This window comes from Deltaproteobacteria bacterium (genome assembly GCA_020848905.1).
Classification (GTDB): domain Bacteria; phylum Myxococcota_A; class Polyangia.
Window position 1 is genome coordinate 320,253 of the sequence record JADLHG010000042.1, and the last position, 13,292, is coordinate 333,544.

Sequence of the window (13,292 nt, forward strand, 5' to 3'; positions counted from 1 at the left end):
GCCGCACCTATCTCCCCTTGAGCTCCGCGATGGCGGCCTGCAGGTCCGCGCGGCCGGGTTCGGCCTCCAGACCCCGCTCGTACATGCCCAGCGCCTTGCTCGTCTCGCCCAGCGCCGCGTGCACGCGCCCCAGGCGATAGAAGACCTCCGACCGCGACACCCCGGCCCCCTCGTCCGAGTTCTGCAGCAACATCGTACGGTAGATCCGCCGCGCGGCCTCCCATTCCTCGTGCGCCATGTAGAGCGTCCCGAGGGCCACCAGCGTCGGGGCAAACGTGCTGTCCACCCGGTTGGCCTGCTCGTACGCCGTGCGCGCCCCGGCCAGGTCACCGCCCCGCTCGGCTATCACCCCCAGGAAGTGATGGTAGCGGGCCACCGAGCGGTTGCGCCGACTGCCCGCCTTGTCGATCAGGGCCTGCAGCAGCGGAGCCGCCTCGTCCAGGCGGTTCGCGGCGATGTGGGCCTCCGCGAGCGCCGCCAGGATCTCCGCGTCGTCCGGTCGGAGCTCTCGCGCGCGCGACAGAGCCTTCGCCGCGGCATCCGGCCGACCGAGCCTCTCGGCGTACAGCCGCCCGAGCTCGCGGAAGAGCTCGAGCTGGCCCGCGGCGCCCTCCTTCTCCGCGCGCCGTTCGAGCAGGCTCGCGACGCGCGCCCAGTCTCCGCGCTGCCGCGCGAGCGCCTCGAGATCCCGGGCCGCATCGGCGTTCTCGGGGTCAAGCTCCAGGGCGCGCTCGTAGTGCGCCTGCACCCTCTCGGCCGGCTCACCCAGCTCCTTCCGCACGCGCCCCAACCGGTGCTCCAGCTCTGCCGCCTCGCGCGCCTGCGGTCCGAGCGCCCGCGCCTGCTCGAGGATCTCCAGGCAGCGCGGCCACTGCTGTCCGGCCTCGTAGATCCTCGCGAGCTCCGATAGCGCCCCCACGTGCTGGGGGTTCTGCCGCAGAAGACTCTCCAGGATCCCCGCCGCAGCCTCCGGATCCTCGAGCTGCTGGGTGTAAAGGCGCGCCGCGGCCAGCAGGCACTGCGTGGCAGCCTCCTCGTTGTCCATCAGGCTGAGCTGCTCGGCCCGGCGCCGCAGCAGCTCCACCGCGTCGCGCCACTTCTCCGCCCGACGCAGCACCTCCTCCAGGCGATCCCAGGCCACGCCGCTCGTGGGATCCGCGCGCAGCACGTGTTGGAGTTGCTCCGCTGCCCCCTCCAGGTTCCCCTGCCGTTCGGCCAGGTCGGCGAGCTCCACCCGCAGGGCCTGCGCCGCCTCCCCCTGCCGTTGCTCGAGCTGCCGCAGCAGGATCTCCTCCACCGAGCTCCAGTCCTCGCGCTCAGAGTAGATCCGCCGCAGCGCCGCCAGGGCGACCGGCTCGTCGGGATCCAGATCCAACACGTCGCGATAGAAGTCCACCGCGCGGTCCGCGTCCCCGAAATGGGTCAGCGCCGCCTCGGCCGCTCGGTGACGCAGCTCCACCTGCCGCGCGGGCTGGTCCGCGTAGCGGATTTGCCGCTCCAGCGCCTCGAGGAAGAGCTCCCACTGCTTGCTCTGTTCGTAGAGCCGCGCCAGCGCCTCTTGCGCGTCGGCATCGCCCTCATCCAGGTCCAGGATCGCCCGCCACGCCACGATCGCCCCGGCGGGATCGTCGAGCGCCGCCTCCCTGAGCCGCGCGACCTCGGCGAGGAGCCCGCGCTTCGGCGCCACGTCGTACTCCGCCTCGCTCCGCTGCCAGAGCACCTCGGCCAGGCGAGCCGTCTCGCCCGTAGCGCGATAGATACGTTCGAGCGCTCCGAGCGCCGTCGGGTGCGCGGGCGACACCTCCAGCACGTCTCGAAACATCTCGGCCGCTCCGGCAAGATCACTGACTTTGTCCAGACAGAGCGAGGCCATTCTCAATCCGAGCTCGCGCGCGGCCTCTGCCTCCAGTCCCTGGGCCAGCAGCTGGCGCCCAAGCTCCACGAGCCCCGCGAACTGACCGAGCTGCACGGCCAGGGCCTCGAGCTCGTCGAGCAGGTGAAGGTTTCCCGGGTCGCAGGCCAGCGCGCGACCGAGCGCCTCCATGGCCCGCGCCGGCTGCCCGAGCTCCTGCTCGCAGATCCAGCCGATGCGCTCGAGGAGCCCCACCCGATCCTCCGACGCCGCGAGCGTGGTGAGGCGCACCTCGAGGAGCTCGACCAGCTTCTCGAAGCGCCGGGCCTGCTCGAAAATCGGCTCCAGCACGTCCAGCACGGCCACGCGATGCGCGTCGTGGCTCAGGAGCCGCTCCATGACCTCCGCGGCCTGACTGTGGGCAGGATCCCGCCCCAGCGCGTCGCGGAGCGCCGCGAAGGCCCCGGGCACTTCGTGGAGCTGTTCCAGTCGCAGGCGCCCGAGCCGCGCCAGTAGCTCGGCCTGTTCGGTGGCACCTCCGACCTGCGGCGCCAGCCGCTCGAGCACCTCGGCCAGAGGAGCCCACCGCTCCCGGCGCGTGAGCAGCGCGTCCAGGGCCCGCAACGGCACGAGCTCGTCGCCGCCGCACTCGAGAGCCGCGCGGTAGTGACGCTCCGCAGCGTCCAGGTCTCCAAGCCGCTCCTCCGCCAGCGCGGCCGCCTCGAGGTGCAGCGTACGCCCGAGCACGCTGTCGAAGACGCCCGTCAGGCGCTCCTCGTAGGCCGCTGCCCGCTCGTCGTGACACCCCAGGCTTCCCGCAAGCCGAGCCACCTCGGCGCGTACCCGGTCATCGCCCGGCTCCTCGGCGAAGGCCCTCAGATAGGCGCCGAACGCCCCCCGCGGATCCTCCAGCTGCAGCTCTCGCAGCTCCGCCAGCCGGCGCAGGAGCGAGAGCCGCGCCCCGACCTCCTCGGTCCCGCGGAGGCGCGCCTCGAGGACTGCGGCCAGCCGCTCCATCTCCCCGGTTCGCACGTAGAGCGTCTCCAGCACGTCGGCCACGCGCCCCCGGTGCCCCTCGTCCTGCAGGAGCTGCTCGAGCGCGTCCCGCGCCGCCTCGTGGTGCGGATCCGCCGCCACCACGGTCGCAAAGCGATCGATCGCTGCCCCGGGATCCCCGAGCTCGTGCCAGAGGACCGCGCCGGCGCGGAAGGTGAGCCCCGACGCCTCCGCCGACGGGCCGGCGAGACCCGTCTTCAGGTCCAGGATCTCCAGAAGCTCCACCCACTGCCGCTCCTGGGTGTAGAGGCGGTCCAGCGCCTCCAGCGCGCCGCGATCCGCCGGGTCGCGCTGGACGAGCGTGGCGTAGGAGGAGATGGCCTCCGCAGGCTGCGCGAGGCGCGTCTCGTAGGTCTCTGCCATCCGGAGGAGCAGTCCTCGCTCCTCCTCGGGCCGTCCCCCGAGCTCGAGCTTCCGCCTGCAGATCTCCACGAGCCGCGCCCAGTTCCCCGTCACCGTGTGGAGCCGGTCGAGCGCCTCCAGCGCCGGCCAGTCCTCTTCGATCGCCAGCGCCTTCTGCCAGGCCTCGATCGCCCGCTCGGGGCTGCTCAGCTTCTGCTCGAACACCTCCGCCTGACGCGCGAACACCGCCCGCTGCGCCGCACCGTCGACGGTGACGTCGGCCTTCCGGGCCAGGATCTCCACCAGCTCGTCGTAGCGCTCCAGCTCGTCGAGGAGTCGGACGAGCTCGTCGAGCGCCCGCGTATCCTCTTCGCGCACCGCGAGCACCCGCCGCCACGCCTCCACCGCCTGTACCTTGTCCCCGAGGTACGCTTCGCGCAGCTCCGCCGAGCGCGCGTGGATCTGCGCCCGCAGCTCCGCGTCGTGATCGCCCGCCGCTCCCCGATCGAGCAGCGCGACCAGCTCGCCCCAGTTCCCGAGCCGAGCCGCCAGCCGCTCGAGCCCCGCCAGGAGCCCTTCGTCGCCGAACTGCTCCTCGAAGGCCCGCGCCAGCGCCCGGAAGGCCAGCTCCACGAAGCCCCCCCGCTCCTCGTGCAGGCGCGCGATCTCCTTCAGCAGCTCGACCCGCCGATCCCGGTCGTCGATGAACTCGAGCTGGGCGTCGTAGATCACCACCAGCTTGGCCCACTCGTCCTGCGCGCGGTACACCGGCTCGAGGATCTGAGCGATGCGAAAACGCTGGTCGCGATCCAGGACCAGCCGCTCCAGGGCCGCGATGGCAGGCAGGTGGTCGCGGTTCCGCGCCAGGACCTCTTCGTAGAAGTCGATGGCCGTCGGCAGGTCCCGTAGCTTCTGCTCGTGGATCGTCCCCAGCCGGTACTTCCTCTCGACGAGGATCACCGGATCGCGCTCGAACTCGAGCTGCCGCTGCAAGAGCGCGCAGAGGTCCTCGAAGCGCCCCGTCTGGGTGTACAGGCGGTCCAGCGCGGCGAGCGGCTCCGGATCCTGCTCGTCCTGCTCGAGCACCGAGCGGTAGGCCTCGATCGCCTCGGGCAGGTTCTCGAGCGCCTCCTCCCAGACGCGCGCCACCTTCAAGATCAGCTCGCGCCGCAGCCCTGGATCCAGGGCGTCGTCGGCAGCCTCGCGGTAGAGCTCGAGGAGCTCGTGCCAGCGATCGAAGCGGGTGAGCAGCCGCTCGAGCTGCCCGAAGGCCTCCACGTCCGTGCGGTCGTGCCGCCACATCCGCTGATAGAAATCGCGCGCCGGCTCCCACTCCTGCAGGCGCTCCTCAAAGATCATCCCCACCAGCAAGGTAATGGTGCGGCTATGGTCGGTGGGATGCTCGACCTGCTCGAGATACCGCCCGAAGACCTCCGCGAGCTCACGCCAGCGGTCCAGGATCCCGGCCAGGCGAATGAGCTGGTCGCGTAGCGAATGGTCCTCCGGACGATCGAGAAAGACCTTGCCGTACCAGACGAAGGCGCCATCCAGGTCCTCGAGCTGCTCCTCGTAGAGCTGCGCCACGCGGGTCGCGAGCGCGAGGCGTGCTTCGGCATCCTCCGCCGCCGCGAGCCGGATCTCGTAGATCCGGATCAGGCTCGGCCACTGCTGCCGCGCGGCGTAGAGGGGCTCCAGGACGCGCGCCGCCTCGGCACGCAGCTCGGCGTCCTCGAGGTAGGCCTCCACCGCCGCCACGGCCGGGCCCCGGTCGGGGTCGAGGCGCAAGACGTCGCGGTAGGCCCGCAGGGCCTGCGCCGGGTCTGCGAGCTCCTCGGCGCGCAGCTTCGCGAGCCGCAACGTGAGCGCCACCTGCCGTTCCGGGTCGGTGGCACGAGGGATCCGGCGTTCGAGCAGGGCGGCCAGGTCTTGCCAGCGCCCTTCTCCGGCGTAGAGCGGATCCAGGGCCTCGAGCGCCCCCGAGTGGTTGGGCTCGAGCTCCAGCACCCGCTCGTACTCCGCGATAGCCGCCGAGGGGCGCGAGAGCGCGTCACGACAGAGGACGGCCGCCCGGAGCAGCAGCTCGATCCGCGCCTCCGAGCCGGCCTCGAGCTCCAGCTTTCGCTGCAGGACCTCGTAGAGCGCCTCCCACTGCCCCTGCGCCTGATAGAGCTCCTCGAGGGAGGTGAGCGCCCCCGCGTGCCCCGGCTCGGACTCGAGTACCTGCAAGAAGTGCTGCCTCGCGCGCGCCGAATCCCCCAGGCGGTCTCGCGCCAGCGCGGCCACCTCGAGGCGCAGCTCCCGCTGGAGCTCCGCGTCGAGCACCTCGGGGAGGATCCCCTCCACCACCTCCACGAGCTCCGACCAGCGCTCGAGTTGCGAGCCTAGTCGCCTGACCTCACGCACCGCGGCGGGGAGCTCTCCCTCCGACACGCTCGCGCGCAGGGCCCGCTGATACGCCTCGAAGGCGCGCGGCAGATCCTCGAGCTGCTCCTCGTAGATGGCGGCGACGCTGCGGAGCATGCGCACACGCTCGCCGTGCTCGGCGCGCTGGGCCTGAAGCTCGCGGATCCGGATCAGATCCGCGACGCGCTGGCGCCTGGCGTAGAGGTCGGCCAGGATCTCGGCCACCGTGGCACCGCACGCAGGCTCCTCGAGCAGCTCCTCGAGAGCCAGCCTTGCGGGCTCGTTGTCCGGGGCGAGCTCGAGGATCTTGCGGTAGCGGTCGATGGCCGCACCCGGGTTCGCGAGCTCCCGGTGCTGCAGCGCCGCCGCCTGCAGGTGCAGCGCGAGCCGCTCCTCCTCCGGCACCAGCGGAATCAGTCGCTCGATCATCTCGAGCAGGTCGAGCCACCCTTGCGCGACGCGGTAGAGGCGAGCCAGGGCCGACAGGCTCGGCACGTCCGTCGGAAACGCGTCCAGGATGGTCAGGTAGGCCGCGGTCGCTTCATCACGGTCGCCGAGCTGGTGCTCCCAGAGTTCGGCGATCCGCACCCACAGCCCGCGTCGGGCCTCGGGGGAGGCTCGCTCCACCCGCCGGCGCAGAATCTCGATCAGATCCCGGTAGCGGTGCGCGGCCGTATAGAGCCGCTCGAGCGCGTCCAGCGCCCGCTCGTTCGCGGGATCCTCGTCGAGGAGCTGCCGATACGTCTCGATGGCCCGATCCGGGTCCCGCTGCATCTCCTCCTGGACCTGGGCCATCCGCTGGAGGAGCTCGCAGCGCGTGGCCGCGTCCTCCGCCCAGCGGAGCTGCATGCCGAGCACCTCCACGAGTCGCACCCACTGGGCGCTTCGCTCGTAGAGCCGCACGAGCGCCGCCGCAGCCGGCTGCGCGGTGGGCAGGTGGTCGGGATCCAGGGCCAGGAGCCGCTCGAAGGTGGCGCGCGCGCGGTCGGGCTGTCCGAGCCGCTCCTCCTCCAGATAGCCGAGACTGGCGAGCAGCTCGCCGCGCAGGGTCAGGTCCTCGACGGGGACGAGCTCCACGCTCTTGCGCCAGGTCTCGGCGGCCTCTTCGAAGCGCCCGAGCTGCGTTGCCAGCCGGTCCACGCCCTGCCGGAACTCCGGCCGGGTCGGCTCCAGCAGCACGGCCTGCTGCAGCGTGGCGAACGCCGCCTCGTGGTTGCCGAGCTGGTCCTCTTGCAGAGCCGCGGCGCGTGCGAGCAGCTCGAGCACCTCGTGCCGGTCGGCAGAAAGCCCTCGCCGGAGCAGCAGGACCGCCACCAGCTTCTCCCATTCCTTGCGATGCTCGAAGGCCCGCTCCAGCGCGCGCGCCACGCGCTCCTCGAGGCCAGGCTCGCCGAGCAAGCCCTCTAACAGGGCGAGCGTGCCGTCGTGCTCCGGGTCCCGGGCCAGCACCGCCTCCAGCAGTTCCACCGCGCCGGCCGCGTTCCCGAGCTTGGTCACGCGCACCTCCGCGCGACGGAAGCGCAGCTCGTCGATTACCTGCGGATCGCTGGCCAGCTCTGTTTCCCGCCCCAGGAGCTCGTCCAGCTCGGACCATCGTCCCGCCTCGCGATACAGCCGCTGGAGGGCGCGCAGCGCCGGCGCGTGGTCGGGGCTCAGTCGCAGCAGCGCCTCGTAGGTGCCGATCGCCGCGTCCGTGTCACCCAGGGCATCTTCGTTGAGCGCGCAGAGCTGGATCAGGATCTCTCGCCGCGCCGCAAGCGCCTCGGCGACCTCCAGCCGCTGATGGAGCAGGTCACGTACCTCGCCCCACCGGGCGCCGTCCCGCAGGATCCGCTCGAGCTGCGTCGAGGCCGCGGCGTCAATCGGGTGCAGGACGAGGATGCGCCGTAGCTCGGGCTCCGCCCGCTCCGGCTTGCCGAGCTTGTCGTCGAAGACCTGGGCGAGCTCCCAGCGCAGCGGCAACTCCAGCGCCGACCGCTGCGCGTCCAGCGTCGCGAGGACCTCCGCGAGGGCCAGCGCGTGCGCTTCGTGGCGTCCCAGGCGGTCCGCCAGCGCGGCGAGCTCCCGTCGGTTCTCGGTGTCCGCGGGATCCAGCACGAGGATCTCGAGGCCCATCTCGAAGGCCCCCTCGGGCTGATCCAGCCGCCGCGTGTAGAGCGATTGCAGACGCTTCAGCAGATTCAAGCGCTCTGCCGGATCCCGCTCCCCCTCGAGGAGGGTCTGGACCACGCGCACGAGCTTCGGCCACTCCTCGGTACGGTCGTAGAACGGGCGCAGAAGCCGCGCGACGATCACCTGGTGGTCGCCGGGCGCCCCGAGCTGCGCCTCGAGCGCCACAACCGTCCCCCTGTGCACGGGGTCGAGCGCCAGCGCCTCGGCGTAGGCCTGGATCGCCTTGGCCCGGTCCCCGAGGCTGTTGGCCAGGATCTCCCCCATGCGGTAGTGGAGATCCACCTTGGCGTCCTTGCCGGTCGCGTGTTCGAGCTCCCGCCCGAGTACCTCGACGAGCTCGGGCCAGCTCCCCCGGACCTGGTGCAGCCGCTCGAGCGCCTTGAGGGCCCGCAGGTTCGCGGGATCCACCGCCGCGATGGCCTGGTAGGTCCGGATCGCCGCCAGCGGGTCGCCGAGTCGCTCCTCCTGCAGGTAGGCCACCTTGAAAAGGAGGTCCACGCGCGTCCGCACCGCCGTCTCCGCGGCGGCCTGTCGCTCGCAAACCTCCACGAGCTCCACCCACCGCTGCGTCGAGCTATAGATCTGCTCGAGCGCAGCCAGGCAGCCACGATCCTCGGGGCTGGCGGCGAGAAGTCGCCGATAGAACTGCTCGGCCAGCTCGGGGCGCCGCAGGCGGTTTCCGGCCAGCTCCGCGAGCTGGCGCAGCCACACCCGTTGCTGGGGCGCCTCTCGCGCTCCGTCCAGCTGCCGCTGGTAGACGTCCAGGAGCTCTTCCCAGGCGTCCGAATCCACCGCGAGCCGCTCGAGCTCGGCCTTCGCCGCCGCGTCGTCGGGGGTCAGCGCGAAGGCCCGCGCCGCCGCGTGAAAGGCGAGCTGTTTGGATCCCAGCTGTCGCTCACAGAGCTGACGGATCTCGCCCAGCAACCGCAGCTGCTCCGACTCCTCGGCCGCGTGCTGCAAGAGCGTCTCGTAGGTGGAGAGCAGGCGCCCCCACTTGGCGCCCGCCTGATAGAGCGGCACGAGGATCTCGCAGACCTCCACGTGCTCGGGATCCACCGCCAGGACGCGCTCGTAGGCCTTGATCGCCCGCTCGGCGCTCTTGAGCTGCACCTGGCAGAGCTGCCCCACCCGTCGATAGAGCCGCACCTTCAGCTCGGCGTCCTCGGATCGGTCGGCGGCAACCGTGAGAGCCTCCGCGAGCTCCCCGTACTGTCCCCTCTCCCCGAGGAATTCCTCCAGCTCCTCCCAGCGCCGCTCGCGCACGAGGAGCTCCCGCAGCGACGCGAGCGCCGGCCCGTGGCTCGGCCGCAGCGCGAGCAGCGCCTTCCAGGTCGCCATCGCGTTTCCCGGCGCCTCCAGGTGATGCGCGTAGAGGTCCCCGAGTCGCTCGAGGAGGAGCACGGCCTGCCCTTCGTTCGCGCCCGCCGACTCGAGCTGCCGATGGAGCACCTCGGCGTACGCCGGCCAGCGCTCTTCCCGACGGTAGAGCTCGCCGAGCGCGCGGAGGGCCTCCTCGTCGCTCGCGTCGTCCGCGAGCACCTCGTTCCAGACCTGGATCGCCTCTCCCACGTCGCCGATCCGCTCGGCCGCGAGGTGGGCCATCTCCCGCTGCAGCGCCCGGCGCCCCGTCGGATCGCGATGGGCCGCCTCGGCGCGCAAGAGATCGAGGAGCTGCCGCCAGCTGCGACGCTTCTCGTAGATCTGCCGGAGCTGCCCCGAGGCCCGCTCCTCCGTCGGGTCGAGGCTCAGGATCTCCTGCAGCGGAACCGTCGCTTGCCCCTGGTTGCCGAGCCGTTCGACCCAGATCGCGGCGATCCGGTGCAGAAGCTCGATGCGCCGGGCCACGTCCCACTCGAGCTCCTTGCGTCGCTGCAGGAGCGCGATGAGGTCGTTCCAGCGCCCCATCGTCTCGTACTTCTCGGCCAGTGCCGCGAGCGCCTCCGCGTGATCGGGCTTCAGCGCCAGGATCGCGTGATAGGTGTTGATCACCATCACGTCCAGCTTCAGGTGGTCGCGATAGATCTCGACCACCTCGAAGAGCAGCCGGATCTTCTCCTCGGTCTGTCCCTCCCCGAGGGCGTCGATCTCGTCCTTCAGCAGCTCGCGCAGCGCGTTCCACTTCGGCGGAGAGGTCCGACGATAGAGCCGTCGGAGCGCCTTCGACGCGTCGGAGCTCCGCGGGTCGGCCCGCTGAAGTCCCTTCCAGAGGTCGATCGCCTTCTCGAGGTTGCCCCCCTCTTGCTCCGCCACCTCGGCCATCTGCCGCACGATCTCCGTCCGCCGCGCGACGTCGGTGACCGCCCGCTGCGCCGCATCCAGGAGCGCGAGCACCTTCGCGGGCTCTCCCTTGTGTCGATACCACTCGCGGTAGAACTCGAGCATCACGGGCTGCGCCGGATCCAGCTTGCGCACCCTGCGGAAGTACTCCTCGGCCTTGTCGAGCTCCCCCAGCTTTCGTCCGTAGATCTGGCCGATCTGCAGCAGGGTCCCCGCTTCGGTCTCGCCCCGAGGCTGAGCGCGCAGGGCGTCCTCGTAGACCCTCACGAGCTGAGGCCAGGCCTCCTGCGCCGTCAAGACACCCACGAGGTGCCGCAGCGCGCGCGGGTTGGCGGGGTCGAGCGCCAGCGCCCGCCGGAAGTAGTCCGCCGCGCTGTCCGCCTGCCGCAGCTCGCTGCCCCACAGCTCGCCCGCCGCCAGAAAGGCCGAGACGCGCTCCTCCCGACTCACCGCGACGGAAGCCCGCTGCTCCAGGAGCTCAGCGACCTCCTTGAACCGCCCCGCCTGCCGCAGCCAGCGCTCCAGATGGGCGCTCGCCTTCCGGCTGCGCGGGTCGACCTCCAGGGCTCGCCGCAGGTACTCCTCCACGCGAGGCGAATCAGGGAGCCGGCACCACAGGACCTCCGCCGCCGCCACGAAGAGCGAGGTAGCCAGCTGGCGGTCCGTGGCGTCCTGCGCCTCCTCGACGTACTTGGCCGCGATCTTCTCCCAGTTCTCCCGGACGAGCCGGATGTGGGCCAGGTCCTCCTGCGCCTTCGCGTCCTCCGGCTGGAGCGCGAGGACCTGCTCGAAGGTGCGAATGGCGCCCTCCTCGTCGAGCAGCTCGTCCTTGAGGACGCGCCCCTTCTGCCGCAGGAGCTCCACGCGGCGGCCGGGGTCGCTGCAGATACGGAGCTCCAGCTCCACCAGGCCGAGCACGACCGCCCACTCGCCGAGGGCGCGATGGTGCTCGCGGCTCGCGTCGAGCTGGGCCGGAACCTCCGTCGAGCTCACCGCAGGCTGCTCGAGTAGCGACGCGAGTGAGCCCAGCACTTCGCGGTCCTGAGGATGGTCCCGCAACGTCTCGAGCATCCGCTGGATATCGGCGTTCATCGTGCTATCTCACCTCGGCGAGAGCCCTGGTGCGTGAGCGACGTACGCACCTCTGAGACGCCCCTGCCGCGCTAGGAGGAAAGGTTTCGTGCTTCAACGACGGTCCGCCGGAGTCGAGCCTCGGGGGCCCCTCGGGTTTCGTTCGGATGCGCTCCAGCGCGGGGATGGTAGCAGCACAACCCACATCCCTTCAACCCCCGCGACGCGCGCCGCCGTCGCGTTAACCCATTGACACGGCAAAGAGATCCGACCAGCCTTGGCCCGCTCGATGTCCCGCCCGACCGCGTCGCACGAGCCTGTGGACAGGCTCCCCTCCCCGCTCCGCTTCCTGGCCCGCTATCGGGGCTGGATCGCCGTCGGTGTGCTCTGCCTGGTGGTGACGAACCTCCTCGCGCAATCCATCCCCTGGATCGTCAAGCGCACGATCGAAGCCCTCGGACAGGACGCCTCCGCCGGACGCATCGGCCGCCTGGCGCTGCTCATCGTGGCGTGTGCCACGGGGCAGGCGCTGATCCGGGTCCTCTCCCGGGTCTTCATCTTCAACGCCGGCCGCGAGGCCGAGTACGAGATCCGGTCCTCGCTCTTCGCACGCCTCGTTCGCCTCGACGCCGCCTTCTACCGGCGCTACCCGACGGGCGAGCTGATGTCGCGCCTCACGAACGACCTCTCCGCCGTGCGCGCCATGTTCGGACCGGGGATCCTGCACGCCGCGAACACGGTCTTCGCCTACGCCGTGGCCCTGCCTCTCATGCTGCGGATCGACGCGCGGCTCACCCTGCTCGCGCTGCTCCCCTACCCCTTTCTGATGCTCGGGGCCCGCACCTTCGCCCGCGGCATCTACGCCCGCAGCAGCCGACTCCAGGCAGCGATGGGGCGCATGACCTCCGACGTGCAGGAAGACCTCGCCGGCATCCGCGAGCTGAAGAGCTACCAGCTCGAGCGGCTGCGCGCCGACCGCTTCGCCGAGGGGTCCCGGGAGTACCGCGACCAGGCCGTGGGACTGGCCGCCTGGCGCAGCGCCATGCTCCCCGTCGTCGGCGTCGGCGCCAGTCTCAGCCTGGTGCTGGTCCTCTGGATGGGTGGCCGCCGGGTGATGCAGGGGAGCCTGACGCTGGGAGACCTCGTGGCGCTGAACCTCTACGTCGCGAGCCTCGCCTGGCCGACCCTGGCCATCGGCTGGATGGTCTCCATCTGGCAGCGCGGCGCCGCGTCGTGGCAGCGGCTGGCCGAGCTCTTCGGCGCGCGAAGCGCCCTTTCGGACGGTACGAACGACGCCCCGACAGATGGCGCTACCGACCCCGCCCTCGCAACCCCTCGCGCCATCGAACTGCGCGGGCTCTCCGTCACCCTCGGCGAACGGCCCGTGCTGCAAGATCTCCGCTTCGAGGTCCCCGCGGGCACGCTCTGCGCCGTCGTGGGCCGCGTCGGTTCGGGGAAGAGCACCCTCGCCGAGGCGCTGGCGCGCCTGCTGCCGGTGCCGACCGGAACGCTCTTCGTCGGGGGCCAGGACGTGAACGCGCTCCCCGTGGCCGCGCTGCGCCGGTCGATCGCCTACGCCCCGCAGGATCCGTTCCTCTTTTCGCTATCGATCGCCGAGAACATCGCGCACGGCCTCGGAGGCGCCGTCGACGCCTCCACCCCCGAGGCGCGCGACCGCATCCTCCTCGCCGCCCACGCGGCTGGCCTCGAAAACGACCTCGGCGCCTTCCCCGAGGGGATCGACACGGTCGTCGGCGAACGTGGGGTCACGCTCTCGGGTGGTCAACGCCAGCGCGTGGCCCTCGCCCGCGCGCTCGTCGCGCGCCGCCCGATCCTGATCCTCGACGACTCGCTCTCCGCCGTGGACGCGGAGACCGAACGCCAGATCCTCGTCGGGCTACGTGACCTCCTCGCCGGCACGACGACCTTTCTCGTCTCGCATCGGCTCTCTGCGCTCCAGCACGCGGACCAGGTCGTGGTCCTGCAAGAGGGTCGCGTCGTCGAGCGTGGCACCCCTGCGGAGCTCCTCGCTCGCGGCGGCCACTACGCCCAGCTCTACGAACGCCAGCGCCTGGCGCACGAGGTGGGCCTGGACGAGCCGGCAGGAGGCGGCGCGTGA

2 protein-coding genes are annotated in these 13,292 nt (G+C 71.4%); one reads left to right on the plus strand and one right to left on the minus strand.

Annotated elements, in window-relative coordinates; translation table 11 throughout:
* Window positions 1–7: 7 nt before the first annotated feature.
* Window positions 8–11,194, minus strand: coding sequence for a tetratricopeptide repeat protein (locus tag IT371_18455; GenBank protein MCC6749654.1), 11,187 nt, complete (start codon window positions 11,192–11,194; stop codon window positions 8–10).
* Between the two features lie 268 nt (window positions 11,195–11,462).
* On the opposite strand from IT371_18455, the gene IT371_18460 reads away from it, so the two are divergent.
* Window positions 11,463–13,292, plus strand: coding sequence for an ABC transporter ATP-binding protein (locus IT371_18460; GenBank protein ID MCC6749655.1), 1,830 nt, complete (start codon window positions 11,463–11,465; stop codon window positions 13,290–13,292).